General features: G+C 69.6%; 22 protein-coding genes. 7 read left to right on the top strand and 15 right to left on the bottom strand.

All coding sequences use genetic code 11. From position 1 onward, the window contains the following. Positions 1-257: 257 nt before the first annotated feature. Positions 258-4127 carry an AAA family ATPase gene (locus tag F8566_RS18025; protein ID WP_151561418.1) on the bottom strand — a complete coding sequence of 1290 codons (3870 nt, stop codon included), beginning with the start codon at positions 4125-4127 and terminating at the stop codon, positions 258-260. A 305-nt stretch (positions 4128-4432) separates the two neighbouring features. Next, positions 4433-4957: a gamma carbonic anhydrase family protein gene (locus tag F8566_RS18020; RefSeq protein WP_151561417.1), complete on the bottom strand. Its 525-nt coding sequence runs from the start codon at positions 4955-4957 to the stop codon at positions 4433-4435. Positions 4958-5175: 218 nt separating this feature from the next. On the opposite strand from F8566_RS18020, the gene F8566_RS18015 reads away from it, so the two are divergent. Then, complete coding sequence (locus tag F8566_RS18015) at positions 5176-6258, top strand: DivIVA domain-containing protein (protein WP_225993291.1); 1083 nt, start codon at positions 5176-5178, stop codon at positions 6256-6258. Between the two features lie 109 nt (positions 6259-6367). Continuing rightward, entirely contained in the window at positions 6368-6931 is a 564-nt protein-coding gene (def, locus tag F8566_RS18010; protein WP_151561416.1) for a peptide deformylase, read from the top strand. Between the two features lie 111 nt (positions 6932-7042). Here the strand turns inward: def and arfB are convergent, their stop codons facing one another. The 4 genes from arfB to F8566_RS17990 are packed head-to-tail and all read right to left on the bottom strand — an operon-like array spanning position 7043 to position 9507. Beyond that, positions 7043-7468 (bottom strand): alternative ribosome rescue aminoacyl-tRNA hydrolase ArfB, encoded by a 426-nt coding sequence (gene arfB, locus F8566_RS18005; protein WP_151561415.1) that lies wholly within the window; start codon positions 7466-7468, stop codon positions 7043-7045. Between the two features lie 48 nt (positions 7469-7516). Continuing rightward, the gene (locus F8566_RS18000; RefSeq protein WP_151561414.1) at positions 7517-8347 is read right to left on the bottom strand and encodes an NAD(P)H-binding protein; all 831 of its coding nucleotides are present in this window, start codon (positions 8345-8347) and stop codon (positions 7517-7519) included. Positions 8348-8371: 24 nt separating this feature from the next. Next, positions 8372-9049, bottom strand: coding sequence for an SDR family oxidoreductase (locus F8566_RS17995; RefSeq protein ID WP_151561413.1), 678 nt, complete (start codon positions 9047-9049; stop codon positions 8372-8374). Beyond that, complete coding sequence (locus F8566_RS17990; protein ID WP_225993290.1) at positions 9046-9507, bottom strand: nuclear transport factor 2 family protein; 462 nt, start codon at positions 9505-9507, stop codon at positions 9046-9048. Before F8566_RS17990 ends, F8566_RS17995 begins: the two co-directional genes overlap by 4 nt. A 61-nt stretch (positions 9508-9568) precedes the next feature. Here F8566_RS17990 and F8566_RS17985 point away from each other — a divergent pair, with 61 nt between their 5' ends. Then, positions 9569-10477 (top strand): LysR family transcriptional regulator, encoded by a 909-nt coding sequence (locus tag F8566_RS17985; RefSeq protein WP_151561411.1) that lies wholly within the window; start codon positions 9569-9571, stop codon positions 10475-10477. Further along, the gene (locus F8566_RS17980; protein ID WP_151561410.1) at positions 10474-11352 is read left to right on the top strand and encodes an oxygenase MpaB family protein; all 879 of its coding nucleotides are present in this window, start codon (positions 10474-10476) and stop codon (positions 11350-11352) included. The genes F8566_RS17985 and F8566_RS17980 overlap by 4 nt, the downstream gene beginning before the upstream one ends. 304 nt (positions 11353-11656) lie before the next feature. On the opposite strand, the gene F8566_RS17975 is transcribed toward F8566_RS17980, so the two are convergent. The 8 genes from F8566_RS17975 to F8566_RS17935 form a co-directional block, all read right to left on the bottom strand. Continuing rightward, positions 11657-12802: a S1C family serine protease gene (locus tag F8566_RS17975; protein ID WP_151561409.1), complete on the bottom strand. Its 1146-nt coding sequence runs from the start codon at positions 12800-12802 to the stop codon at positions 11657-11659. 259 nt (positions 12803-13061) lie between these two features. After that, positions 13062-14507, bottom strand: coding sequence for a sensor histidine kinase (locus F8566_RS17970; RefSeq protein ID WP_151561408.1), 1446 nt, complete (start codon positions 14505-14507; stop codon positions 13062-13064). Between the two features lie 308 nt (positions 14508-14815). Then, entirely contained in the window at positions 14816-15565 is a 750-nt protein-coding gene (locus F8566_RS17965; RefSeq protein WP_318836424.1) for a response regulator transcription factor, read from the bottom strand. A 104-nt stretch (positions 15566-15669) separates the two neighbouring features. Then, complete coding sequence (locus F8566_RS17960; RefSeq protein ID WP_151561407.1) at positions 15670-16749, bottom strand: beta propeller repeat protein; 1080 nt, start codon at positions 16747-16749, stop codon at positions 15670-15672. Positions 16750-16911: 162 nt separating this feature from the next. Continuing rightward, positions 16912-17676: a crotonase/enoyl-CoA hydratase family protein gene (locus tag F8566_RS17955; RefSeq protein ID WP_151561406.1), complete on the bottom strand. Its 765-nt coding sequence runs from the start codon at positions 17674-17676 to the stop codon at positions 16912-16914. 8 nt (positions 17677-17684) lie between these two features. Beyond that, the gene (locus tag F8566_RS17950; protein WP_151561405.1) at positions 17685-18458 is read right to left on the bottom strand and encodes an SDR family NAD(P)-dependent oxidoreductase; all 774 of its coding nucleotides are present in this window, start codon (positions 18456-18458) and stop codon (positions 17685-17687) included. 1566 nt (positions 18459-20024) lie between these two features. Next, the gene (locus F8566_RS17940; protein ID WP_151561404.1) at positions 20025-20402 is read right to left on the bottom strand and encodes an SCO5389 family protein; all 378 of its coding nucleotides are present in this window, start codon (positions 20400-20402) and stop codon (positions 20025-20027) included. A gap of 57 nt (positions 20403-20459) precedes the next feature. Then, a complete protein-coding gene (locus tag F8566_RS17935) occupies positions 20460-21728 on the bottom strand; it encodes a glycoside hydrolase family 1 protein (RefSeq protein ID WP_225993289.1) in 1269 nt (422 codons plus the stop codon). Between the two features lie 806 nt (positions 21729-22534). Between F8566_RS17935 and F8566_RS17930 the strand changes: the two genes are divergently transcribed. The 3 genes from F8566_RS17930 to F8566_RS17920 all read left to right on the top strand — a co-directional run bounded on the left by F8566_RS17930 (position 22535) and on the right by F8566_RS17920 (position 25205). After that, the gene (locus F8566_RS17930) at positions 22535-22825 is read left to right on the top strand and encodes a YiaA/YiaB family inner membrane protein (protein ID WP_151561402.1); all 291 of its coding nucleotides are present in this window, start codon (positions 22535-22537) and stop codon (positions 22823-22825) included. A gap of 816 nt (positions 22826-23641) precedes the next feature. Continuing rightward, entirely contained in the window at positions 23642-24106 is a 465-nt protein-coding gene (locus F8566_RS17925) for a C40 family peptidase (protein WP_225993288.1), read from the top strand. A gap of 592 nt (positions 24107-24698) precedes the next feature. Next, complete coding sequence (locus F8566_RS17920) at positions 24699-25205, top strand: C40 family peptidase (protein ID WP_151561401.1); 507 nt, start codon at positions 24699-24701, stop codon at positions 25203-25205. A 285-nt stretch (positions 25206-25490) separates the two neighbouring features. On the opposite strand, the gene F8566_RS17915 is transcribed toward F8566_RS17920, so the two are convergent. Further along, positions 25491-26612: an alkene reductase gene (locus F8566_RS17915; RefSeq protein ID WP_192809729.1), complete on the bottom strand. Its 1122-nt coding sequence runs from the start codon at positions 26610-26612 to the stop codon at positions 25491-25493. Between the last annotated feature and the right edge of the window lie 32 nt (positions 26613-26644).

Raw genomic sequence — 26644 nt, 5'->3', positions numbered from 1 at the left:
CCCACTGTCGAGGCTACGCGCCGGCCGCCCGGCGGGACATGACCCAAGAGGGCCATTCGAGGGCCACTCTCAGAGGTCCGCTCAGGCCAGGCCTAACGCGCACTTGGAACGACCGTTCCCACGTACGCCCACTTCATGCGGCATCGCGGGATCTGGTGCGCGATCTCCTAGAGGCTCCTCAGAGGCGCCGGAAGCACCACCGGCCCCTGCGGAACCGCCTCGGGCCCGCAGAGCGCGCTGGGACGGCTCAGGGGCGGCTAACGGCCCTGATGGAAGTCACCCAGCATCTGCTCGAGAGGTGATTCGGGCAAGTCGCGCGCGGTGAGCCTCGCGACGGTGGCCGCGTTGACGTCCGCGCCGGCGAGCCTGGCCGCCTGGCGGGCGACGGTCTGCTCGAACAGGGCCCGGACGGTACGGGCGTAGCCGAACGCCGGGTCGTCGCGCATCCGGGCGAACCGGGACAACAACTCGACCCGCAGCTCCTCGTCGAGCATGTAGAGATCACGCTCGGCGTAGCTCTGGAACAGCTTCATCAGATCGCGGTCGCCGATGCCCTCGAACTCCATGGTCCGGCCGAACTCGGCACGGAACGCCGGGTTGCCGGCCAGGAAGCCCTCCATCTCGGCGCCCGGGCTCGAACAGACGATCATGAACTTGCCGGGCCGGCCCCGCATGTGGCGCAGCAGCTCGTTCACCACCGCCGGGTTGCGGTCCAGCCGGTAGGCCTCCTGGATCAGCAGCACCCCGCCGAGCGCCTGGTCGATCATGCTCGCCACGCGGCCCTCGGTGTCGATCGGGTCGCGGCCCGCCAGGTGCACCGGCCGGCACGCCACCACGTGGCCCGAGTCGAGCAGGCCCAGCGCCGCGTAGATCCCGCCGAGCAGTCCCGCGACCGTGGTCTTGCCGGTCCCGGGCGGTCCCGTGAAGATCAGGTGGCGGGACGTGTCGGACGTCACCCCGTAACGGGCCCGGTCGGCGGCCAGCCCGGCCTCGTCGACCAGCTCCCGGACGGCCTCCTTGACCTCCGTCAGCCCGATCAGCCCGTCCAGCCGCCGCAGGTAGCCGTCGATGTCACCGGGCGGCCGCAGGGCGGGCTCGATGCCCTCCGCGACGCCGTTGAGGTCGTCCGGCGTCAGGACGAGCCGGTCCCGCGAGGCTCCGGCCCGTTCGAGATGCCGCTGGCACGCCTGGTCGAGATAGGCCTCCACGAGGCGCGCGTTGACCAGGTCGCCCGGTCCGCGCAGCCGGCCGAGGTCCTCGCGGGCGACTTCGAGCGCCGGGTTGCCCAGCGTGACGCGGCGCTCGTCCGCCAGCAGGTGCAGCAGCGTCATGCGGTTGTCGAGCTCGGTGAGGTCGGGCATCCGGTAGACACGGAACACCTCGACCAGCCGCGGATGGTCCTTGAGGAGACGCTTGTACGCCTGGGGCTCGCAGGTGGCGATCAGCACCGTCCCGGTCGCGGGATGCCGCCGGGCCCTCCGTACGGCCGCCGCGACCGCCACGGGATCCGTAGCGGAGGTGATCGCCACATCGAGCCGCTCGAAGAGCACGGCCGCCGGGCCTTCCTGCTCCAGGATCCGTGACATTCCCTCGACCGGCGCGTTCCGTACGTCCTCCGCGTCGGCGGCGCGGATCGCGCCGTCGCCGAGGCCGGCGTCCGCGGCGGTCAGGGCGATCATCCTGGCGAGCCTGCGCTGCCCGGTGTGCGGGTTGCCGACCAGCATCACGCTCGGCACGGCGACGGTGTCGCCGGGCTGGCCGTCGACCCGGGTCGCCTCAAGGCCCCCGCCGGCGGGGGCGTTCCACTCGGCGACGCGCCGCCGCACGGTGTCCAGCAGTTCCCCGGCGTCCTGTGCCCCGGACACGAAGCTGATGGCGAAACGTTCGAGGGTCCGGCGGTCGCCGCGGTCCGCCGGCGGCGGGATCTCGTGAACGGGCCGTTCCGGCGACGGGGTGTCGTCCAGGAAGTCGAAGTTGCCGACCATGGTCTCGGACATGATCCGCGTGCCCCCGCCTCCACCCGCGCCGGCGGGCGGCGGTCCGACCGGCTGCGGAGGCGGGACGTCCCCCGCGACATCGCCTTGGTCCAGGATCCGAGTGCGGGGCGGAGCGGCCGGCGCCGGCGGAGCGGCGCTGGGCGGAGCGGCGTTGGGCTGGGCTGCCGGTGGCGGGCTGGCCTTCGCGGGACCGCCCTCGTCGAACCTCGTCGCGTATGGATCGACAGGCGGCGGCGGGGACTGCGGCGTGGGCGCAGCCGGCTGCTCGACCTGCGTCACCGGCGGCTGCTGCATTTGCTGCTGCTGCTGACGCTGTGGAACGGGCTGCTGCGGCTCTTGGCTCTGACCTGGGACCGCACCAGGACGTTGAAAGCCAAGCTCGGTGTAGGGAGGAGCGATGTTCTCCGCAGCGCTCTTCTCCTCGGGCGGACTCGGCGCTCCAGCCGGCACAGGCGGGATGGGTGGTCCTGGCTGACCTGCCTGGCCAACCGGGATGGGCGGCGCCTGCTGGTGCGCGGCAGGCTGCGCAGCCTGCGGCTGAGCGGGCTGCGGCTGAGCGGGCTGCTGCGGCTCCGACTGCGGGGGTCTGTAGCCCAGTTCGGTATACGGAGGTGCGAAGTTGCTTGCCTCCTGCGCCCCCTCAGCCGGGGAGGTCCCACCCATCTGCGGATCGGGAGACGCGAACGCCGCCTGCTGCCCGTGCTGCTGTACGGGCGGCGGCACGTTCGCAGGGGGATGAACGTTGGCGGGCGGTTGCACGAAGGGCTTGTCCGGGCCACCGGGCATGCCCATGACCGGCTGCGGGGTACCCGGCTTGACTCCGGGCTGGCTCTGCGAGCTCAACGGCGAGGGCGGCTGGGCGAACGGCGGGACAGGCTGCGGCGTGCTCGTCGTCCCGGTCGCGACGGCCCGTGCCCGGTCCGCCCCGATGATCTCGGCGACGATCGCCGTCGGCACGGGGAAGCCGCGCGGTCTGGCGGGCATCCCGGCCAGCCGGCACCAGGCGAGGTCCACCTCGTACATCGACGCGAGCAGGCGGGAGGCGGCATCGCCTCGCCCGATCGAACCGCGCAACGGCTCGGGCAGGCGCATGTCGCTCGGCCAGAGGCGGCGCAGCGGATGCCCGGGCTGACTCCGTACGGCCTGAACGGTGTAGCGGATCTCTGGATCGAGCCACGGGACGATGCCGTCCGCCACGTCCTTGCGGACCACGTCCAGGTCGGCGGCGACCAGAGCGGCCGCCACCAGCCTGGGCTCGATGTAGACGGGGTCGGCCGGGTCCCCGACCAGCGACGCGACCACGTCGGCGAGGCTGTAGTAGGCGTGCCGGAAGTTGTCGCCCGGGGACGTCTCGTTCCGCAGCGCGGGCACCAGGTGCGGCGGGCATCGCGTCAGCCACTGCTGGACGATCGCCTGGTCTCCGTACGGCAGCGCGTCGTAGTCCACCGTCGGGTTGCTAAGGGTGGAGCCGAGGATCTCCAGCAGCGCGTCGGCGCGGACCTGGAACCGCAGGTCCTCACGGAGAACGCTCGCCACGGCCCACATCGTGCGCAGGACGACGACGGCCGCGTCCACCCGGCTGGCGCGCAGGCGCTCGGCGTACAGCCCGACCAGGGCCTCCAGCGGCGGCGGCGTCAGCCAGCGCGGGCCGTCCACGCCCGGCAGCGGCTTGGCGCGGTACGGCTTCCAGAGGTCGAGCATCTGCCCGTCCAACCGGGAGTCGAACACCGGAGCGGCCCCGCACCACAACATCACGCCCCAGCACGCGACCACCGTGGACGGCGTCTCGGACGTGAAGAGCGACCACCAGTGCGGGTATTCAGCGGACGGCAGGTTGGAGGCGGAGTCGACGGTCGAACGGACGCGGGCGGTCAGTTCGAGCGCGAACCCCTGGTCGACGAACGGCAGAGCGCCGGGCGGCGCGTAGGAGAAGTCCGGCCCGGCCGGGACGACGTGCGGTGGCAGCGCCGGGACCTGTCCCCCGCCGTGCTGGGCGGGGCGGGCGGCCATCCGGACACCTGGCGAACGCGGCGGCGGGCACAGGTACCACTGGCCGTCGGACGGGTGCAGCCGGTACCAGCGCGCCCACGCCCCGAACAGCCACCACGTGCCGTCGGGGAGCATGAGCATGCGCCCCCCGATGGCGTGCTGGCGCTGTTGTGGAGGCGCCGACGCCCACCATCCGGCGGCCACCATCGCCTTCGTGTCACGCTCTGCCGCCGTGAACGGATCTTGCCCCGTCGGGGGGCTGGGCGGCGGAGCACTGCCATAGCCCGGTCCCCACACCACATGGTCATCGTAGTCAGCATCCGGAGGGAGGCACTATTGGACGGCCCATCTCCCACCGCCCGGCCACTCCCGGCGCGGCACCCGCAGGAGCGCGCGGTAGGCGCGGGGCCGCAGGTGCGCGCGGGGGCGCAGGTGCGCGCCGGGGGCTACTTCCAGACGGCGTTGCGGTGGAGCTGCGACTTCTTCACGTACACGGCGGGGGTGTGCTCCAGGACGAGGCGGTCATCGTCGGTGAGTTCGCGGACGACCTTGCCCGGCATCCCGGCGACCAGCACGCCCGAGGGGATCTGCTTGCCCGGCGGCACCAGGGCGCCCGCCGCGACCAGCGTCCCCGCGCCGATGCGCGCGCCGTTCAGCACGATCGCGCCGATGCCGATGAGCGAGCCGGTCTCCACGTGGGCGCCGTGCACCATGGCCTTGTGCCCCAGGCTGACGCGGTCCTCAAGGACGGCGGGCAGTCCCGGGTCGGCGTGCAGGCAGCTCAGGTCCTGGATGTTGCAGGCGTCCCCGACGACGATCTCCTCGTCCTCGCCGCGCAGCACCGAGCCGTACCAGACGCTGGACTCGCGGCCGAGGGTCACCTTGCCCACGACGACCGCGCCGGGCGCGACCCATGCCTCCGGATGGATACGTGGCTCGTCCGCGCCGAGGGACCCGATATAGCTGCTCATGCCACTGATGCTATAAGGGCGGCGGCTGTAATAAGGAGGCGGCGGTCGCCTCCGGACCGGCGGCACGCTGCGCGGACATTGACGCGATATTTCCTAAGATTGGACAACTTGCCTGCCCACCCCAGGTTAAGAAATGGCTGCGACAACACCCGTTCCGGTTGCGCGAATGGGGTGGACCGGACAAGAGTCAATCCTGACGTTTCCCGTGTTGTCCTCCCGTGCCGTTCTCCGACCCTGACGGGGTGATCACCCCCGCCAACGACCCCCAAGGCATCATGAACAACGAAGCAGAAATCCTGCCGAACCTCCTTCGCGAGGAATCCTTCGAGATCGTCATGCGCGGCTACAACCGCCGCCAGGTCGACGAGTTCATCGCCCGCAGCCAGAACCAGATCCGCGAGCTGGAGGCCCGGCTCGCCCGCGCACTCGACGACGTCGAGCGGACCCGCCGCGAGATGGCCGAGGTCCGGGAGGCGCGCAAGCCCACCGGTGACGACCTGAGCGACCGGCTCCGCCAGATCATCAACCTGGCCGAGGACGAGGCCAAGGACAAGGTCGCCGAGGCGGAGGCCAAGGGCGCGCAGATCCGCAAGGAGGCCGAGAACGAGTCCAAGCGGATCGTCGACGACGCCAGGGGTCACGCCGAGGAGGACCTCCACCAGGCCAAGCAGAAGGCCGAGCACGTGCTCGCCTCGGCCAAGAAGGAGGCCGACAGCGTGCTGACGGCCGCCAAGCAGGAGGCCGAGCAGACCGTGACCAGCGCCCGGCTGGAGGCCGAGCGCACACTGACCGCGTCCGAGCGCCGGGCCAGCGTGATCAACGAGGGTGCGACGACGCGCCTGACCCAGCTCACCAAGAACCACACCCAGGCACTGCAGCGGCTGACCGAGATCAGCGAGACCCTCAACCGCCTGCTCAAGTCCGAGAACGACGCCGGCCCGCTGGAGAAGATGGTCGCGGACGCGGTCAAGCAGCCGGCGCCGCCCGCGCCGCAGCGCAAGCAGCCGGTCCCGACCGGCGTACCGGCGGCTCCGGTCGCGCAGCCGTCGGCGGCCAAGCCGGTGCCGGCCGCCCCGCTGCCGCCCGCGCCGCCCACCTCGCAGGCCCCCGTCGCGACGCCGACTCCCGCGATCAAGAAGCCGGAGCCCGAGGTCACCAGGTCGGACACGCCCACGGCACACGTTCCGCAGCAGCCCAAGCCGTCCGCTCCGGCGGGAGACCAGGACAGGCCCGGGCCCGGCGGGATCCCGCCGCAGCCCGCCCCCAAGCAGCCGGGCCCCAGGCCGGGCGACGCCGGCTGAGGCGCTCCTGCAGCGAGGTTCGGGGAACCAGGCAGGGCATGACGGTGTCTCCGCCATGGGTTGCGATCCATGGCGGAGACACCGTTGTCGCTTGAATAGGATCTTCCGTATGGCGAGGGCACCACAGGGACGTGACGGCAGGCGGGGCAAGCGGCAGGACGGGCAGCAGGGCACGGTCCGCCCGATCCGGCGGCTGGGCGACCCGGTGCTGCGCACCGAGTGCGACCCGGTCCGGACGTTCGACGCCGCACTCGAACGGCTCGTGGACGACATGTTCGCGACGATGTACGAGGCCGACGGCGCGGGCCTGGCCGCCAACCAGATCGGTGTCTCCCAGCAGATCTTCGTCTACGACTGCGCGGACGATGAGGGCCGCCGCCACATCGGCCACGTCGTCAATCCCGTGCTCGTCGCCGAGGACGGGGAGATGGTCGTCGAGCAGGAGGGGTGCCTGTCGGTCCCCGGCTTGAACTTCCCGACTCCGCGCCACGCCCACGCGATCGTGGAAGGCGTGGACGTGAAGGGCAAGCCCGTGCGCATCGAGGGCACCGGCTACTTCGCCCGCTGCCTCCAGCACGAGTGCTACCACCTGCGCGGCGGCGTCTACATCGACGTACTGTCAGGCGAGGCTCGCCGTGAGGCCATGCGCGCTATCCGAGCCGCCCAGCCCTAGGCGCATCTCCATGTCAGCAGCTCTAGGCCACGCATCTCAATGTCAGCCGCCCTACTGCGCGATGTGCCCCAGGCGCGTCTCGATGTCAGCCGCCCTGCTGCGCGACGTGCCCTAGTCCCAGCGGCGGGAGCGGGCACGTTTCACGTCTGAACGGCGCTTCTTGTTCTCCAGGCGGCGCTCGTTGATGCCGCGCGGGATCTTCTTGGGGATCCGCTTCTTGGGCGGCGGGGCGATGGCCTCGGACAGGACGGCCGCCAGCCTCTCGCGTGCCGCGTCGCGGTTGCGCGCCTGCGAGCGGTAGTCCTCCGCGCGGATCGTCAGGACACCGCGCACGAGCCGTCCCGACAGCCGTTCCAGTGCCCGCTGCTTGAGCGGATCGGGCAGCGACGGCGACTCCGCGACGTCGAACGACAGCTCCACGGCCGTCGACGTCTTGTTCACGTTCTGCCCGCCCGGCCCGGAGGATCTGGAGAAACGCCAGCCGAGCTCGGTCTCCGGGATGGAGACCGAGCCGCGGACGTGGATCTCGGCGGGCATGCCCTGATTATCCCCACCGTGTGTGGATCATGTCGCGTGGTTTTCAGCTCAGCGGAACTCGCCGGCGTGCGCGTTCGCCCATTCGACGAACGTGCGGGGTTCGCGGCCGGTGACGTCGCGAACGGTCGGGCGGACGATCGACTCGTCGAGCGTGCCCTTCACGTAGAAGTCGAAGAAGGCGTCCACGTACTCGACCGGCATGGAGGCGGTCATCTCGGCGCGGGCCTGCTCGTTCGTCAGTTCCACGGCGCGCAGGTCGCGTCCGAGCACCTCGGCCAGCACGGCGACCTGCTCGGCGGGCAGCAGCGCCTCAGGGCCGGTCGGCCAGAGGATCTCGCCCTCGTAGTCGTCGACGAGCAGCGCGCGGGCGGCGACGGCACCGAGGTCGAACGGGTCGAGGATGGCCGTGCGGACGGTCGGGAACGAGACACGGACCTCGTCGCCCGACTGGATCTGCGGCAGCCAGCGCAGGGCGTTCGACATGAACGCGCTCGGCCGCAGGAACGTCCACGACAGTCCAGACGCCCAGACCGCCGCTTCGGAGGCGGCCATGTAGCGCGTCACCGCGTTCGACTGGTCATCGATCCCAGCCGAACCGCCGGACAGCAGGACGACCTTCTCGGCACCCGCCTGCTTCGCTTCGCTGAGCAGTCCGGGCATGTCCTCGTACCCCGGAAGCAGGAAGACCGCACGCACGCCGGCCAACGCCTGGGTCAAGCTGGCAGGCTTGTTGAGGTCACCGCCGACCGTCTCGACACCCTCGGGCAAGGTGACGGCCTCGGGCCTGCGTACCAGCGCGCGGGTCGGCTCCCCGGCGGCGACCAGCGCCTTGACGACTTCCGAGCCGACGTTTCCGGTGGCTCCGGTTACCAAAATCATTGATCTGTCCGTTCTCGTCGATTCTCACCAGGGAAGGGGACGGCCGTCGCGGAAGAATCCGCCGGTGGGGCCGCCATCGGGAAGGGTCGCGGCCCAGACGATCCCGGCTGCGCCATCGGCGACCGGCCTGCCGCCGGGTCCGCCCATGTCGGTCGCCACCCAGCCGGGGCAGACCGCGTTCACGAGGATGCCGTCGCCGCGCAGCTCGGCCGCCAGCATCCGGGTCAGAGCGTTCAAGCCGACTTTGGACGCGTTGTACGCGGGTGTTCCGCCGCCCATGTTCGTGAGCGAGGCCGCCTCGCTGGAGACGTTGACGATCCGCGGGTGCTCGCTGCGGCGCAACAACGGGAGCAACGTCTGGATCAGGCGCCACGGGCCGTAGAGGTTGGTCTCGGCCGCCTCGCGGACGACGTCCAGGTCGGCCTCGACGGCCCGCTGCCAGGTGTCGTACGTGATGGCGGCGTTGTTGACCAGGATGTCCAGGCGCCCGTACCGCTCGTCGACTTCGGCGACCACCCCGGCCAGGTCGGCGGCGGTGACGTCGAGCCGTAGCGGGACGGTGTCCCGCCCCAGCTCGCGCGCCGTCTCCTCCGCCGCCTTGGCCGAACGTGCGGTCACCAGAACGGTGTGGCCCGCGGCGGCGAGCTGGCGGCTCACCTCGCGTCCGATGCCCCGGTTGGCGCCGGTGACAAGCGTGATCATTGTGATCCCGCCGCCGCCGCGAGCGAGAGCAGGTCCTTGTTCCCGTCCGCCCAGGTCGCGGTCATGACGACGCCGCTGATCCGCCATCCGGAGCCGGTGCGGACGAGATCGAAGCGATAGGTGCCGCCGAGGGTCCACAGCGGCGCGCCGAGCGGGTTGGCCAGCCGGTGCGTCGCCTGGAACGAGGCGGTGCAGACCGCGGTGTCGCCGTCGACGTCCACCAGATGGTTGGTGATCAGGTGCTGGGTCGCGTCGAACGAGCCGAGGGTCGCCGACCAGCCCGCCACGATCTGCTCGGGGCTGAGCTCGGCGGGCTCACCTCCGTTCAGGCTCGTGTAGTCCAGGGTCACCGAGTCGGCGAAAATCCCGGCCAGCAGGTCCCATTCACGCTGGTCGGCATGCCACGCCATCCGAGTGCAGGTCTCGACGACGGCAAGGCGATCTTCAACGGTGCTCATGGTGATCATCTTGGGAGCAGCGGCTTGGCAGGTCCAATACACACTGTGATAACCATCGGCTATGGATGCCCATCTGCGGGACATGCGCTACTTCGTGGCCGTCGCCGAGGAGCTCAACTTCACCCGGGCGGCGGAGCGGCTGTTCATCTCCCAGCCGGCGCTCAGCAAGCAGATCAGGCAGCTCGAAGACCTCCTCCGCGTGAAGTTGTTCGACCGGGACCGGCGCACGGTGACGCTGACGGCGCCCGGCAGGGCACTGTTGCCGGCGGCCCGCGAGATCCTGCTGAAATGGGACGAGGCGCAGCGCGCGGTGAGCGACGCGGCGGCGACCGACGCCGCCCGGCTCACGGTCGGCATATCGACCAGCGTGGGCCGGGGCCTGTTGTCGACGATGCGGTCGCGCTTCTCCGAACGGCGGCCCACCTGGCAGCTGCAGATGCGCCAGGTGAACTGGGACGACGCTTCCGCCGGGCTCGCGGAGGGCGAGGTGGACGTCGCGTTCATCTGGCTTCCGATCCGTGATCAGGAGACGTTCAAGGTGTGCGTGGTCGCGTGCGAGCCGCGCTGGGTCGCGTTCCCGGAGGACCACTGGCTCGCCGGCCGCGAGGAGGTCGGTTTCGCCGAGCTCCTGGACGAGCCGTTCCTGGCACTCCCCGAGAGTGCCGGGCCGCTCCGCGACCACTGGCTCGCCCTCGACGAACGCGGCGGAAAGCAGGCACGGATCGGCGGTGTCGTCACCAACGCCGAGGAGACGTTCGCCGCCATCGAGGGCGGCACGGGGATCGTCCTGCTCGCCTCCGGGAACGCGGCGCTCTACCGGCGCCCGGGCGTCCACGCCATCCCGGTCACGGGCCTGCCGCCGTGCGAGCTGGCGCTCGCGTGGCGCCCTGACGACCATCGCAGCGTGATCCGTGACCTCGTCGAGGCAGTGGCGCCACAGCAAGTACTTACTTACAATCAGCCGTCATGACCGATGGACTGTTCCGGGACGACGACATGATCCGCGTCGTCACGCGCGAGGGCCTGCTCATCGCGGCGGGCGGGGTCGCCTCGCTCCTCCAGACCGCGCACCCCAAGGTCGCCCAGGGCGTGTACGACCACAGCTACACCGCCGAGAACCCGCTGCGGCGCCTTCAAAACACCATGGGCTGGCTCTACGCCGTGCAATTCGGCACCCGCGACGAGGCCGAACGGTTCAGCGCGCTCGTACGCAAGGGGCACGAGCAGATAACCGGCCCGGACTACGAGGCCAACGACCCCGAACTGCAGGTGTGGGTCGCCGCCACGCTGTTCGCGGTGGGCGCACAGTTCTACCAAGCGCTCTTCCGGCGCCGGTTCAGCGACCAGGAACTGGCGGAGCTCTACGGGCAGACCAAGGTGTATGCCACGATCCTGGGCTGTCCCGAAGAACGCATGCCCGCCACCTACGCCGACTTCCGCGTCTACTACGCGGACATGGTCCACAACCTGCGGATCACCGACGCCTCCCGGCAGATCGCCCATCAGGTGCTCAACCCGCGGCTGCCGATCGGACCGCTCCGCGCGCTCAGCGCGCCGGGACTGGCGATGATCCGGCTGATCACGGCCGGCATGATGCCCGCGCCGATCCGGGAGCAGTACGGATGGACGTGGACCGCGGGCCGTGAGTTGCGCTTTCGGCTGCTCATGGGTGCACTCGCCACCGTCTATCCGCGGCTGCCGTCGCGCGTACGCACCCTGCCCCGCGAGTACTACCTCATGACCACCCGGCGGACGCTGGCCAAGCTCGCCAAGCAGCGGAACCCCGTCCTGACGGTCACGACCACCGGCCGCAGGGATCCCGGACAGACGGGTACGGCTGCGTGACCAAACCCCCTCAGCGTGGTCACGCAGCCGCGTTCTCCCCTCGGAAGCCTGCTCCCCGGACTCCCTGACCCCCCGATCCCCCCAATCCCCGCTTCGCCCGACCCCCAGTCCCTGATCCGGCTCTAATCCGCTGACCCGCCCCCCTGGTCAGCCCCGATTCTTGATCCACCTCCTCTCCTCTGATCCGGTCCCCCGAACCGGATCCGTTCCGGCGTACGTGTCATCGGAGGCCGCCGCCCGACCGCCCGCTCCCCCCAGAGCCGTGCCTTGACGGCGGCCTCCGATGAGTCTCGTCAGGGCCGCGTCACAACTGCGCACCCTTGATGATCTTGTCGGCGGCCTTCTTCGCGTCGTTGATCGGGATCGCGAAGCCGACGCCGATGTTGCCCGAGCTGCTGCCGGACGTGGCGATCGCGGTGTTGACGCCGACCAGCTGCCCGGCGGCGTTGACGAGCGCGCCGCCCGAGTTCCCCGGGTTGATCGCCGCGTCCGTCTGGATCGCGTTCTTGATCACCGTGCTCTGCTGCTCGGTCAGCTGGCCGCGCAGGCCCGGCGGCAGCTGCTCCTCGTCCGAGCCCTCCTGGATCTGCCGGCCCAGCGCGCTGACGATTCCGGACGTCACCGACCCGTCGAGACCGAGCGGGCTGCCGATCGCCAGCACCGGGTCGCCGACCGCGAGCGCGCTGCTGTCGCCGAGCGTGATGGGCTTCAGCCCGGACACACCCCGCGCCTTGATCACCGCGATGTCGCTGGACGGCGCCCTGCCGAGCACCTGCGCCGGTGCGGTCTTCCCGTCGCTGAACTTCACCGACACCTGGTCGGCGCCCTGCACCACGTGGGCGTTCGTCATGATGACGCCGTCCGAGCGCAGCACGACCCCCGATCCGGTGCCGGCGCCCATGCCCGACTGCGCGGTGATGGACACCACGCTCGGCTGCACCGCGGCCGCGACCTGGGCCGTGGAACCGAGCTTCGTGGAGGCCCCCGACACCGCCGTCGGGCTCCCGTACACGGTCTCGTTGCCCGTGAGCGCCGCCGCCCCGAGCGCACCCATGCCACCGGCCCCGAACGCCAGCGCGGCCGCCGCTCCCACAGCCATGACCTTGCGGCGCAACGTCCACCAGTTCGACGTCCCAAAGGGCTGCCCCTGCGGAGCCACCTGGCCTTGACCCGGGAAAGCCCCGCCGTGCGGCGGCTGCCCAAAGCCCGCTCCCTGCGGAGTCGCCTCCCCGTAAGCCGCGGACTGCCCGTGCGGGCCTGGCTCGTATGGGCCCGGTTGGGTGAAGGTCGCGGTCTGGCCTTCGCTGCCCTGGCGGTCCGCCACGGCCGGGGCGCCCCAGACTCGCTGGTCGGTCGCGCCGGTCTGATCGTAGGTGGGGGCATGGCCGAAGCCGGTGCCTTGCGGCTCATGCCGCCCGTCCTGGTCGCCCTTCGGCGTTTCGGTGCTCATCGGACCCCCTGTCGTCCATTCACCAAGAGAATGACCAACGGGCCTGCAACCACCCTGGACCGAACCTGAAAGTCACCTGAACGCCCCGCGCGGCAAGCGAAAGGCCGTGACCGGAAGATCGGTCACGGCCTCTCGGACGTTGGCCAGGGCGCGCGCCCCGGTTCCCGTCGCGGTGTTCCGGGGGCGCCCTGTGCCTCACAGGCAACCGCATGTACCTGAACGGATCCTGAACCCATCCCCAAGGTTGGCCAAGGATCGTTCAGTCGGGGGCCAAGGGCAGCAAGACCCGGAAGACGGCGCCCTCACCGGGGGCCGACTCGACCTCCACCTTCCCGTCGTGCGCGGCCACGAGCGCGGCGACGATCGCCAGGCCGAGCCCGGTGCCGCCGTCCTTGCCGGTACGGCTGATCGCGGTTCGTGCCGGGTCCACGCGGTAGAAGCGTTCGAAGACCCGTTCAGCCTGCTCGGGTGACAACCCCGGTCCCTCGTCGGCGACCTCGCACACCACCGCGGGCTGCCCGTACAGGCTCCCCGACAGGAGCCGCACTTCGACCGGGATGTCGTCCGGGGTGTGGGTGAGCGCGTTGGTCAGCAGGTTGCCGAGCACCTGGCGCAGCCGAGGCTCGTCCCCTAGCACCTGGTAGGCGATGCCGTCCCGGACCGACAGCTCGATCGGACGGTCCGGGGCGACGACCTTGGCCTCCTGCACCGCGTCCGCCGCGACGGCGAGGATGTCGACCGGGCGCCGCTCGACCGGGCGTTGCTGGTCCAGCCTGGCCAGCAGCAGCAGGTCCTCGACCAGCAGGCCCATTCGGGCGGCGGCGTCCTCGATGCGGCCGATCAGCCGGTCGAGCTCCTCGGGCGAACGTGCCGCACCCTGCCGGTAGAACTCGGCGAAACCGCGGATCGCGGTCAGCGGCGTTCGCAGCTCGTGGCTCGCGTCCGCGACGAACCGGCGCATGCGTTCCTCGGAACGCCGCGCGCTCTCCTCCGACCAGCGCGCCGCAGCCTCGGACTCCGCCCGTGCCCCGAACGCGGCCTCGATCTGGGCGAGCATGCTGTTGAGCGAACGGCCGAGCCGGCCCACCTCGGTGCCGGGATCCCCCTCGGGCACGCGCCGGGAGAGGTCTCCGGCCGCGATGGCCCCGGCCGTCTCCTCGATCGCTTTGAGCGGCCGCAGGCTGATCCGTACCACCCAGACACCCAGAACGGTCAGGCCGGCGACCACGGTCAGGCCCACGGTCACGTCGATGGCGATGAGCCGGCCGACCGTCCGCTGCATCTCGTCCAGGCTCAGCCCGAGGACGAGGGTGCCGCCGCCCGGCAACGGCTCGGCCAGAACGCGCCACTGGGTACGCCCCTTGGTGCCGTGCACCGTGAACGGCGTGCTGGTGCGAGTGGCGATACTGGCGGGCAGCTTCGGCGCGGCGTCGGGCTGGTCGGACGCGGGATCCGGCGGCAGGGCCCGCCCGTCCGGGGTGTAGACCTGCGTGTACATCTGGCTCGGCAGCCGTATGCTGAACCCCGGAATCGAGTCGTTCATCTGCCTGGCGACCTGTTCCGCCACGCGGTCCGCCGTCGTGCGCAGCTGGTCGTCCGCCCGGTCGAGCAGGTAGTCGCGAAGCACCCAGACGCCCGCCACGCCCATCACGGTCAGGCCGATGATGACCAGCACCAGCGTCCCGGCGATCAGCTTGACGCTCATCGGCGTCCGCCCTGGAATCGACCGCAGGGCGGCCACGACTCCAGGTTGTGACGAGTCCGCGTTCGGCGTGGCCAGTTCATCCGCTGGCGCGAGTGACCCGTCCGGCTCTGGCGCTCCGGGTCCTGGCGCTCTGGGCCCCGGCCCTGGCACGGCTAGCCCTGGGTGTGGCGCGCCCAGGCCTGGCTTGGGCGTACCCGGACCTGGCCTTGGTGCGTCCGGCCCTGGCCTTGGTGCGTCCTGCCCTGGCTTTGGCGCATCGGCCCATCTGGGCTCCGGGCCTGGCACGCTCGTTCCCCCCGTGCGTGCCATCAGCTTGGATTCGGCGGCAGGCGGAGGACGTAGCCGACCCCGCGCAAGGTGTGGATGAGCCGCGGCTCCGTGTTGTCGACCTTGCGCCGCAGTGCCGACACGTAGGACTCGACGATCCCGGCGTCGCCGCGGAAGTCGTAGTTCCAGACGTGGTCGAGGATCTGGGCCTTGGACAACACCCGGCCCGAGTTCCCCATGAAGTAGCGGAGCAGCTTGAACTCGGTGGGCGAGAGCTGGATGGGCCGTCCGTTCCGCCAGACCTCGTGGCTGTCCTCGTCCAGCTCGATGTCAGCGAAGACCATGCGCGGCGACGGCTCGGCGGCGCCGCCCCCGACACGGCGGAGCACGGCGCGGATGCGGGCGACGACCTCCTCCAGGCTGAACGGCTTGGTGACGTAGTCGTCGCCGCCGATCGTCAGGCCCTTGATCCGGTCCTGGACGGCGTCCCTGGCGGTGAGGAAGAGCACCGGTGTGTGCGTTCCTCCCGAACGGAGCCGCCGGACGACGTCGAAGCCGTCAATGTCGGGCAACATCACGTCCAGCACGATCAGGTCCGGCCGGTGACGCTGGGCAGCCTGCACCGCGTCCGCCCCATTGGTGGCCGTGACCACCGCGAAGCCGGTGAAACGCAGGCTCCCGGCCAGGAGCTCCAGAATGTTGGGCTCGTCCTCGACGACGAGCAGCAGCGCCTCCGGCGCCTTGCCGCCCGCCTCGCCGTTGATCCCGGCGTTCAGCGACTGCTCAGCCAATGCCACGTTCCCCCTCCGCCATCATCGCAGAGCGTTTCAAAGGAACCTGAAAGGATCCTGAACGCCCGCCATGAGTTGGATGAGACCGGAGGATGCGGCTCGGCTCAGCTGAAGTATTCGATGAACGGGGTGTTCTTGTTCTGCGCGGCTGCGGCCCCGACGCCGGCGATCCCGGGGGTGCCGGGCCGGTGGTCGAGGTCACCGCCCTGGACCTTGCTGTTCTTGCGGGCCGGGCCGTACAGGGTGCGCCATGCCGAGCCGTTGTAGTGCAGGTACTGGGACCTGTTGCCACTGGTGACGGGGATGATGACCACTCCGGACCTGCCGTCCGACGACATGGCGAGCCCGGCGGCGTTCCAGGGAGTGTTGATGGTCGTCCAGGACTTGCCGTTCCAGCGCATGAGCGCGTTCGGCAGCTGCGCGGTCTGGCTGACACGGTCGAGATACACGTTGGTGGGCGAGGCGACGACGATCCGGTGCATGACGGCCCGGTAGGCCGGGGTGCCCATCGAGCCGGGAGCGTTGATGCGCTTCCAGGACTTGCCGTTCCAACGCAGCATGAAGGCGGTGACCCCGATGCCGTCGGAGGTCGTTCCGGCGAGCCAGACGTCGTTCTTGCTGCGCACTTCTACCGCGGTGACGCTGCTGCTCGGCGGAAGCGGCACGTTGATCTTGATCCAGGCCTTGCCGTTCCAGCGCAGCACCGAGCTCAGGCCGCCGGCCGAGGAGTCGATCCCGGCCAGGGAGTACGCCGTGCCGTCACGAGAGGCGGAGACCTGGAACGGCATGCCGACCACGGGATAGTGGGCCTTGCTCCACTTGGTGCCGTTCCAGTAGAGGCCCACGGTGCGATCGCGCAGGTTGAAGCCGACGATCCAGGCGCGTTTCGCACCGGCGGCCGCCACGTCGGTCGGGACGAAGCCGACCGGGCTGGCCTGCCGGATCCAGGCCTTGCCGTTCCAGCGAACGATCATGGTCTTGGGGTTGAGGATCGAGCCCTGGGCTCCGACCGCCCAGCCGGCGCCCTTGTCCGCGAAGTCGACCCGGTCCAGGCTGCCGTTGTAGGCGAGTGCCTTGCTGCCGACGTTCCGCCAGGCGGCGGCCTGCGCCGGCGTCGCGATCGCGATCGCTCCCGCGCCGCAGACGACCGCCGTGGCCGCGGCGAGCATCGCTTTCCTTCGCATGTGTCCACTCCAAGATCAAGTCGAGGCGGTACAAAAGAGTACGGGAACGGTTACCTCCGGGTAAGCCCTCTTTATCCCTGGCCGCATCAGGCCTTCGTGTAAACCGAAGACGCCCGGGCCATGAGGCTCCGGGCGTCTGTCGTTCAGGTGCTGCGAGGCGGGTTATTCGCCCTTCCAGACCGGCTTGCGCTTCTCGGCGAAGGCCGCCGGGCCCTCCTGGGCGTCCTTGGAGACGAACACCGGGAGGGTGATCTCGCCCTGCTTCTTGAACGCCTCGTCGGACGGCCAGTCGGCCGACTCGACGATGACCTTCTTGGTGGCGGCGAGCGCCAGCGGCGCGTTCTCGGCGACCTTCAGCGCCAGCTCCTTCGCCGCGGCCAGCGCCCCGCCCGGCTCCGCGAGCCGGTTGACGAAGCCGAGCTCGGCCATCCGCTCCGCCGGGTACTTTTCGCCGGTGAGGGCGATCTCCATGGCGATGTGGAACGGGATGCGCTGCGGCAGCCGCAGCAGACCGCCGCCCGCCGCGACCAGGCCGCGCTTGGGCTCGGGCAGCCCGAACTGGGCCTCCCTCGACGCCACGATCATGTCGCAGGCCAGCGCGATCTCGCACCCGCCGGCCAGGGCGTAGCCCTCGACGGCGGCGATGAGCGGCTTGGCAGGTGGCTTCTCGGCGATGCCCGCGAACCCGCGACCTTCCACGATCGGGTTGTCGCCCGCCAGGAAGCCCTTGAGGTCCATGCCCGCGCAGAACGTGCCGCCCGCGCCCGTGAGGACGCCGATCGACAGGTCCTTGCGACTGTCGAGCTCGTCAAGGGCGGCCGCGATGCCCCTGGCCACGGCGCCGTTGACGGCGTTCCTGGCCTCGGGGCGGTTGATCGTGATGATGAGGACGGCGCCGTCCTCCTCGGTGAGAACAGCCTCTGACATTCAGTGCCTCACTTCGGCTGGAAGCGGATGCCGCCGTCGAAACGGATGGTCTCGCCGTTCATGTAGTCGTTCTCGATGAGGGACTTCACCAGGTGGGCGAACTCCGAGGCCTTGCCCATGCGCTTGGGGAAGGGCACCGGGGCCGACAGCTTGGCCTTGAACGCGTCCGCGGCCTCGCCCTCACCGTAGATCGGGGTGTCGATGATGCCTGGGCAGATGGTGTTGACCCGGACGCCGATCGCGGCGAGATCGCGCGCGGCGGGAAGCGTCATGCCGACGATGCCGCCCTTGGACGCCGAGTAGGCGACCTGACCGGTCTGCCCCTCAAGGGCCGCGATCGACGCGGTGTTGATGACGACCCCGCGCAGCCCGTCGTCATCGGTCGGCTCGGTCTTCGCGATCGCCGCGGCACCGATGCGCATCAGGTTGAAGGTGCCGATCAGGTTGACCTGGATGACCTTCTCGAAGGTCGACAGGTCGTGCGGGCTGCCGTCACGGCCGACCGTCCGGGAGGCCCAGCCGATGCCGGCACTGTTGATGATCACCCGCAACGGCGCACCGGTGTCGACCGCGGCCTGGACGGCGGCCTGCACCGAGGCCTCGTCCGACACGTCGGTCTTGACGAACACGCCACCGATCTCGTCGGCGAGGGCCTTGCCCTTCTCGTCGTTCAGGTCGGCGACGACTACCTTGGCGCCGTTGGCGGCCAGCTCGCGGACGGTGGCCTCACCGAGACCGCTCGCGCCACCGGAAACAACGGCGGAAACTCCGTTCAGGTCCATAAGCAGCACCTTACGTGAGGAACCGAATGTGGTTCGGGTGATGTTACCCACAGGTCACAATACGGGGAACGCCCGACCCCTGCCTTGACAGGTACCCCACATTCACGTGCGCCTTTATAGGACCGGCGGATAGATCTTAAGTACGCCTCCGAATCACCGCACTCCCGTTCGAGGGTCCACCTCGCCGCCCAGCACCGCCCCGCCGTTCTCCTCATCCCGAAGGACCAGCGGGCTCCGCCCAAACTCCCACCCGACCGCTAAGCGCCCTGCCCAGGACGCGCTCCTGGCGCCAAACCGCGGCGGACAGTCGTCCGTGGCTGAGCCAGCGCGGCCTTCGCCGGAGCGGTTCGGCTGACGCGCCCCGTACCGACGGGGAATTTACGGCGGTCATAGCGGCGGCAGGCCGACGCACGTGGCAGCACCATGCTGCCACCGCGATGGCCACGACGTCCGTGGTCACCCATCCTCCCGGAAGGCGATGGCGGGCCGCGCGTGATGCCGCCACCAAGGGCCCGAGCGTGGGCGGCGGCGCCGGCCACCAGGGAGGCCACCTGCGCGTTGGGGAACGCCGTGTGACAAGGCGGCGCCTCCTGCCCGCCGGACAACACGCCCCGGCGCTACACCACGGTGACCGTGGCGGGGGGACTACGAGCCTGCACCCGCACGGCCCTACGCGGACGCGGCTGAGCGAACGCGGCCTGAGCGAGCGCCTAAGAAAGCGCGGCGTGCGAGCGCGACCCTCACCCACGCGGGCTGTGCGAGCGCGGGCTATGCGCACGCGAGCTATGCGCACGCGGCCTGCACCCGCAGGCCCTATACGGACGCGGCCTGCACCAGCGTGGCCCATGCAGACGCGCGGGCTGTGCGAGCGCGGGTTGTGCGAGCGCGGGTTGTGCGAGCGCGGGCTGTGCGAGCGCGGGCTGTGCGAGCGCGGCTGACCGGACGCGCCTGGTGCGACTGTGCGAGCGCGGCGTGCACCCACGCGGCCTGTGCGGACACGGCCTGCACCCGCCCGACCTGAGCGAGCGCGACCTGCGCCCGCGGACCTGTACCCGCGCGGCCCGTGCGGACGCGACCTGCACCAGCGCGGCCCATGCGGACGCGACCTGCACCCGCGCAGGCTGTGCGAGCGCGGCTACACCTGCGCGGCCCTACGCGGACGCGGCTGACAGGACGCGCCCAGTGCGGCTGTGCGAGCGCGGTGTGCCGACGCAGCCCGCACCCGTGGCCTGTACGGACACGGCCTGCACCCGTCCGACCTGTGCGAGCGCGACCTGCACCAGCGCGGGCTGTGCGAGCGCGGCTGACCGGACGCGCCTGGTGCGGCTATGCGAGCGCGGTGTGCACCCGCGCGGCTTGTGCGGACGCGGCTGTGCGGACGCGGCTGAGCGGACGCGGCTGAGCGGACGCGCCCAGTGCGGCTGTGCGAGCGCGGCGTGCCGGCGCAGTCTGCACCCGTGGCCTGTGCGGACATGGCCTGCACCCGCGCGGCGTGGGCGGCGGGCGCGGGGCGTATTGGGCTGGGGTGGCCTGTGCCGGGGTTCGGTCGGCACAGGCCACGGCGGATCAGCAGTCGACTAGGTCTGGGGACTGGTTCAGAAGTTGTGCGCGAGGTGAGGTGAAGGCGGCGTAGCGGTCGGTGGCGCTGGGCGCGAAGGCGGCAACGCGGTGGCAGTTCTGGAAGGCCAGGCGGACGCCGAAGTGGCGTTCCAGGGCCCCGCGCATTGCATCGCTGGCCAGGGCGCGCAGTAGTTGGCCGCGCGCCTCCTCGTTCGGCGGCGGCGTCTGGTTGTCGGCGAAGCCGTCGCGCATCCGGCCGACGACCTCGCTGATCACCTCCCAGGCGTACGGCAGCGAGGTGCGCACGCACGCGAGGAACGCCGCATCGTCGACCTCTCCCTTGCGGGCCTGGTCGAGCAGCCGGTCATCGACGGTCAAGGACATGACCGTTCTCCCTTCTCGATCTCGTCTTCGTGATCTAGGCTCGCACGGAAACGATTATCATTCCAGAGTGGGGAGGTGGGAGATTCCGCCAGAAAGCTGATAGGGCGCGGGTGGCGTCGGGACCTTGCCGAAACAGGTGGCGATGGGATCCTCGATCGAGCACCAGCCCGGCCTGCGCTTGGGCACGTACCCGGAAGGCACGCCGAGGTTGGCGATGATGGCGCGGTACGCGGGCACGGCGTCGGTGGGCCGGCGGGTGAGGGCCGGATCGGTCAGGGCGTCCACGGTGTAGAGACCGAACCGGGGACGGTAGCTGCCCCATTCGTAGTTGTCGGTGAGGCTCCAGTAGTTGTAGCCCATCACCTTGACCCCGTCGGCGAGCGCGCGCTGCACCCAGTAGAGATGGTCACGCAGATGGTCGGCGCGCGTGTAGCCGTCCGCACGGGGACGGCCGTTATCGGTGGGCATGCCGTTCTCGACAATGTAGACCGGCAGCTTCGGTAGGCGACGCTGGTAGTTCTTGAGGACGTAGTAGAGGCCCTCTGGCTCCGGGTCGATCCGCCAGAACTCGCCGGTCAGTGCGTGGACGGCCGTGGTGTTCTGCACGTTCGCGCCGTAGTAGTAGTCGATGCCGATGAAGTCGAGCTTGTCGGTGACCTGGTTGAAGACCGCCGCGTCGAAGAGGGCGTTGAAGACGGTGCCGTAGGCGACGTTGGTCGACACGAGCGCGCCGCGATCGACCTTGTGGATCATGTCGTACGCCCTGCGGTGGGTCTTGGTGAGGGCGTCCCGCATCGTCGACAGCTGGACGAGGTTCATCGGGCGGGCGAGGAACTCGTGGTAGAGGTACTGGCTGGCCTCGTTGAAGGTGATCCAGATGATGCCCATGCCCCGGTAGCGGTTCACGATGAACGCCGCGTTCCGCAGCCAGTCGTCGCTCGTCCGCGGGTTGTCCCAGGCACCCTGATCGGCGACCCAGCCCGGGTACACCCAGTGGTCGAGTGTGATCATCGGGCGCATTCCGGCGGCGCGGATCCGGCGGATCAGGTCGTCGTAGTAGGCCAGTTCGCGCGCGTCCCGAACGCCGCGGCGCGGCTCGACGCGCGACCACTCGACCGAGGTCCGGAAGACCTTGACCCCGAGTCGCCGGGCACGCTCGATGTCCTCGGCGTAACGGTGCCTGAAGTCGACCGCCTTCACGTAGCGGTCCTTGATCCCGTAGGCCTTCCTGTCCACGTACCGGGTCCAGTTGCTGTCAGGGAACGAGCCCTCAGACTGGAACCCGGAGGTCGACACCCCGAAGAGGAAGCCCTTCGGAAACTTCACCGGCGGACGTGCCCCACCCGCATGGACCGTGGCGGAAGCCTGGGCGGCGCGTCCCCCATCGGCTGCGTAAGCGGTGCAAGCCTGTGCGGAGGCCACCGCGTCGGCTGCGGCGCAAAGCTGAGTTGCGGCAGTCGCATTGGGCAAGGCGAAAGCCCGTGCGGCGGGCGTCGCAACGCCTGGATTTAGAACGGGCGTATGGGCGGCTGCCCTCTTGGCCGGGGCGGGTAGATCGAGGGCGCCCGTCGCAGCCTCGGCGGAAACCTGTGTAAGGGCGGTCGAATCGGTGACTGCACGAACGGCGGTCATCGCATCTGCAGCGGCGGACGCCGCATTGGGCAGGGCGAAAGCTCGCGCGGCGGGCGTCGTGCCATCTGCGTCTGGGACGGCGGCTGTCCTCTTGGTCTGGGCAGATAGATGGAGGGCACGCGTCGCAACTCCGGCGGGAACCTGAGCGAGTGTCGTCGAATCGGTTGCTGCAGGAGCGGCGGCCATCACACTCGCTGCGGTGGTCGCATAGGCCGAAGTGGCGGCTGGTGGAAGGGCTTCGGCGGCGGCTAGTCCGGCGAAAAGGGTGAGAGCGGAGAACGTGTGCACGGCGCGCGGCATGCCCGACACTGGATCTCCCTTCGGAGAACAGGACATTGGGCCTGCTTGGATGACAGGTGCGCACGGGAAGGCTGTCAATGGCAGTGACGTGACCGGATCCGGCAAGAGGCGGATACTCAGGGAGATCGCGGCCGGTGCTGAGTAGGGATCCCCGCGTTCCTACTCAGGCACGGCGGAACGGCTCGGCGCACAGTTGTCCCATGAACGCTCTACTGCAGCTCAAGGGGACGACCGCATTCTTCATCCAGGCGATCATCTCGTTCGCGGTCGCGGTCACCGCGATGGCGCTCGGCGTCGTCTACATGCCCGCCCCGGTGTGGATCCGTGCCTTTCTGGCGCTGGGCGGGCTCTATCTCATCACCTCGACCTTCACTCTGGCCAAAGTCATCCGGGACCGGCAGGAGGCGGGCGCGGTCATGGCCGGCCGGCCGGAGAGCCCCCTGCCGCCGAACGCGCCGTACGTCGACCCGTCGTCGGCTTCGTGGAGTTGACCGGTTCTGGACCGGGCGCGTGGCGACCGCCTCGAACGACCACCGGATGTGACCTGAACTACACAATGGTGATTCGGCCGCATGAGGCCACCGCACAGGCCGCCGGGAGACGGTCATGGACGGAAAAGGCAACCGGCGCCCGCCGTACGGCGGGCGCCTTTCTCGTCCCCGAGGTCCATGGAGTGAATTCAGTGCACCACTCACCGTGAATACGGACATACACCCCTTATTGCCGAGGATGGGCACGGGACGACACGCCGGGGGGCGGAATGTGGTCGACATCACAGAACCATAAACCGTCCACTATCTTGTGCAGCTCTGATTACTTTCTGTAATCGTCATTTCCTTGATCTAAAAGGACTTCGTAACGCTCAGGGATATTGCCGGTCCATGCTCCCGTGGTTAACGTGACCGGCGAGCGGCAAAGGGGTCGCCAACAACCGAACAATGGGCCGGTCGCGACCATGTGGCATGTCCCCATGGCCTCCAGTCCGCGCACTGTCGTATGGCGCGCACGCGGCCGACCAGCCGAATCCATGCAGACCAGAGGCATGGAACCGGGCGCCCGCCGCCTCCGGAAGCCATCCCGGACCGCCGCGGAATAAGCACAGCCGAAACCCTTTCCCATGCCTCGCCATTTCGGCTGCCCGGTAGGCAGAAACCGCGAGGTGAGGAGCAATCCTGTATACCTTCGGATTCCCCTTTAAGACCCGCACCTCCACCCCGCTTCTGCGTGGCTGCGCCATGGGCGCATCGGCCATCGCATGGGCGGCCACGCTGCCGGCCACGCCGGCCATGGCGTCCAGTCCAGGCAGGGTGTTGACATCCGGGACGGCCATGCACGCCGTCGCGCACACGCCCCCGTCGATGGCCACGGGCACGTTCTCGACGGCGGAATCGAGAAAGGCCAGGCAGAAGCGCCGGGCAGCCGCCGCGGTGGCCTACGCCCACAAGCAGATCGGTGACCGCTACCGATACGGCGGCACCGGACCCCACTCCTGGGACTGCTCCGGCCTGGCCGGCGGATCCTGGCGCAAGGCGGGGGTCAAGCTCCCACGCACGACGTACGCGATCTATCGAGCGGTCAAGTGGAAGGTCTCATGGAAGAGCGCCGCCAAGGGTGACCTGCTCTTCTTCTACTCCGGCAAGAGCCATGTGGGCATCTACGTGGGCAAGGGCTACATGATCCACGCGCCCAGCTCCGGCAAACGGGTGAAGAAGGTCAAACTGGCGGGCCACTACAAGCGGCACTTCAGCGGGGCGGTCCGTCCCGGCTACTGAGCGTGAGTGCCTGAGATCGCTTTTCTGAGCACTAAAAGCACCTGCCACCGAACGCTGTGCGCCCGGTACGGAACGTGCCGGGCGTTCAGTGTCCTGGCTCACGAATCGCCCATCCTTGACCCCTGGCGACCAAACTGTGACTCAGATCACATGGCCTCAAAACTGCGTGAATACATGCAGGCTGTGACCTGAATACGCGGTATACCAGACACCTGTCCAGGCCGAATCAAGGCTCAGGGATTTGCCGGATATCGCGGCGCTGGCTACGTTCTTGCCGTTCCATAAGCGATGGAGCGATGCAGATAACAGAACATTCACGTCGACGAGCGGCAGCAGTGCCCCAGCCTCCCGCCGCCTAAGAGACCGCCGTCGACTGCCGCGTCCACGCAGACCCGAAGCGTGGAGCCGGAAGCGTCCATCGCCCCCGCGTGCCCTCCCATGGCACCGGCGGAGGCGGTACGCGCAGCGACCCGAACCCGGTGGCCGAACGCCGCCTGCGGTACGGGCTGCCCGGTAGGCACCACCTGCTAGGTCAGGAGTCGTCCTGCATACCCCCCGAATCCCCCTCAAGCTGTTCGCCGGTGGCATCACGTTGAGCACTGCGGTCGCACTCGGAGCCTCGCTCCTGACGGCCGGACCGGTGAACGCGTCAGCTCCACAGGCAGCCCAGCCGACGGCGGCCGAGGCGAGTGTGACGGCCAAACTCTCCAAGAAGCGTCTCCAGAGGCAGCAGAAGCGCGCCACATGGGCGGTCAAGTACGCGTACAAGCAGATCGGTGACCGCTACCGATACGGCGGCACCGGACCCTACTCCTGGGACTGCTCCGGCCTGGCCGGCGGATCCTGGCGCAAGGCGGGCGTGAAGCTCCCGCGGACCACCCAGCAGATCTACCGGGCGGTCAAGTGGAAGGTCTCGTGGAAGGGCGCCCGCAAGGGCGACCTGCTCTTCTTCTACTCCGGTAAGACCCACATGGGCATCTACGTGGGCAAGGGCTACATGATCCACGCGCCCAGCTCGGGCAAGCGGATCAAGAAGGTCAAGCTCAACAGCTACTACAAGCGCAACTTCAGCGGTGCCGTGCGCCCCGGTTACTACTGAGCCTTGTAGAGACCCGAGGTACCGAGCCTCATCGAGCTCAGAGGTCACTGAGCCTCATTGAGCTCCGGAGGCGCTGAGCCTCATTGAGCTCCGGAGGCGCTGAGCCTCTTCGAGGTCCGAGCTTCGAGCTCTGAGCAATGAGCTCCGAGCACGCCGCGGGCCGAGGCTGAGCCTGCAAAGGCTGGCCTGCGGTGGGCCAAGCGGAACGGGGACGCCCCGACGGTGATCGCACCGTCGGGGCGTATCCGTATGTCAGGGCGCATCCCGTAGGTCAGGGCTTATCCGTTAGGCAGGCTGTCCTTCTGACACGGACCTCCGCACCTCACCATCGCCGTTCAGCGTCGGGTAGTCGGTGTAGCCGCGGTGGTCACCGCCGTAGAAGCTCGCCTTGTCCGCCTCGTTGTACGGCCCTCCGGCCTTGATCCGCGCGGGCAGGTCCGGATTGGCCAGCCACAGCTCCGCCAGCGAGACGACGTCGGCGACACCCTCGCGCAGCGCCTCCACGCCGTACTCAGGCCGCGAAGGGAACGAGTCGAGCGTCGGGTGCGCGTTCAGGATCAGGACGCCCGGCCACTCTGCCCGGATCAGCTTTGTGACGTCCCGCGTCGCCAGCTCCATCACGTGAACGTAGGCCAGCCCGAGCGGCGCCAGCGCCCGCGTGAGCGCCACGTACAGCTCCGGGGTGTCGCTCTCGGAGATCCCGTTGGCCGAGTTGCCCGGCGACACCCTGATCCCCGTTCGCTCCGGGCCGATGGCGTCGCTGACCGCCCGCGCGACCTCGACCGCGAACCGGATGCGGTTCTCGATGGAGCCGCCGTACGCGTCGGTGCGCCGGTTGCTCCCGTCCGCCAGGAACTGATGGATCAGGTAGCCGTTCGCGCCGTGCAGCTCGACCCCGTCGAAGCCGGCCTCGATCGCGTTGCGCGCCGCGGCCACGAAGTCGTCGACCGTCTGAGCGATGTCCTCAATCGACATCTCACGCGGCGTGGGGTGTTCCAGCATGCCCTCGTCCGGCGTGTACAGCTGCTCACCGGACGGGATCGCCGAAGGAGCGTGCGGCAAGGCGTCATCCGCATAGAGGTAGGGGTGCCCCACCCGGCCGCTGTGCATGATCTGGGCGAAGATGTGGCCGCCCTTGGCGTGCACCGCGTCGGTCACCTTGCGCCAAGCCGCCACCTGCTCGTCGTGGTGCAGTCCCGGCGTGTAGACGTACCCCTGGCCGATCTCGCTCGGCTGCGTGCCCTCCGTGATGATCAATCCGGCCTCGGCGCGCTGTGCGTAGTACTCGGCGGTCAGCTCGGTCACCTTGCCCGCGTCGTACGCACGGCTCCGGGTCATCGGGGCCATGGCCAGCCGGTTGCGCAAGGTCAGCGTGCCAAGGGTCACGGGCTCGAACAGGTCCTTCATCACGGTCTCCAGCCATCTAAAGAATGTGTTCT

Origin of the sequence: Actinomadura rudentiformis (assembly GCF_008923185.1) — a bacterium.
GTDB lineage: Bacteria > Actinomycetota > Actinomycetes > Streptosporangiales > Streptosporangiaceae > Spirillospora > Spirillospora rudentiformis.
Note: the sequence above shows the minus strand (reverse complement) of the source record. Positions and strands in the feature narration are given on the sequence as shown.

Coding starts and splice junctions, on each gene's coding strand:
- F8566_RS18025 (WP_151561418.1), bottom strand. CDS start 4,127: ATGCTCATGCTCCCCGACGGCACGTGGTGGCTGTTCGGGGCGTGGGCG.
- F8566_RS18020 (WP_151561417.1), bottom strand. CDS start 4,957: ATGAGCAGCTATATCGGGTCCCTCGGCGCGGACGAGCCACGTATCCAT.
- def (WP_151561416.1), top strand. CDS start 6,368: ATGGCGAGGGCACCACAGGGACGTGACGGCAGGCGGGGCAAGCGGCAG.
- arfB (WP_151561415.1), bottom strand. CDS start 7,468: ATGCCCGCCGAGATCCACGTCCGCGGCTCGGTCTCCATCCCGGAGACC.
- F8566_RS18000 (WP_151561414.1), bottom strand. CDS start 8,347: ATGATTTTGGTAACCGGAGCCACCGGAAACGTCGGCTCGGAAGTCGTC.
- F8566_RS17995 (WP_151561413.1), bottom strand. CDS start 9,049: ATGATCACGCTTGTCACCGGCGCCAACCGGGGCATCGGACGCGAGGTG.
- F8566_RS17990 (WP_225993290.1), bottom strand. CDS start 9,507: ATGAGCACCGTTGAAGATCGCCTTGCCGTCGTCGAGACCTGCACTCGG.
- F8566_RS17985 (WP_151561411.1), top strand. CDS start 9,569: ATGGATGCCCATCTGCGGGACATGCGCTACTTCGTGGCCGTCGCCGAG.
- F8566_RS17980 (WP_151561410.1), top strand. CDS start 10,474: ATGACCGATGGACTGTTCCGGGACGACGACATGATCCGCGTCGTCACG.
- F8566_RS17975 (WP_151561409.1), bottom strand. CDS start 12,802: ATGAGCACCGAAACGCCGAAGGGCGACCAGGACGGGCGGCATGAGCCG.
- F8566_RS17970 (WP_151561408.1), bottom strand. CDS start 14,507: ATGAGCGTCAAGCTGATCGCCGGGACGCTGGTGCTGGTCATCATCGGC.
- F8566_RS17960 (WP_151561407.1), bottom strand. CDS start 16,749: ATGCGAAGGAAAGCGATGCTCGCCGCGGCCACGGCGGTCGTCTGCGGC.
- F8566_RS17955 (WP_151561406.1), bottom strand. CDS start 17,676: ATGTCAGAGGCTGTTCTCACCGAGGAGGACGGCGCCGTCCTCATCATC.
- F8566_RS17950 (WP_151561405.1), bottom strand. CDS start 18,458: ATGGACCTGAACGGAGTTTCCGCCGTTGTTTCCGGTGGCGCGAGCGGT.
- F8566_RS17940 (WP_151561404.1), bottom strand. CDS start 20,402: ATGTCCTTGACCGTCGATGACCGGCTGCTCGACCAGGCCCGCAAGGGA.
- F8566_RS17930 (WP_151561402.1), top strand. CDS start 22,535: ATGAACGCTCTACTGCAGCTCAAGGGGACGACCGCATTCTTCATCCAG.
- F8566_RS17915 (WP_192809729.1), bottom strand. CDS start 26,612: ATGAAGGACCTGTTCGAGCCCGTGACCCTTGGCACGCTGACCTTGCGC.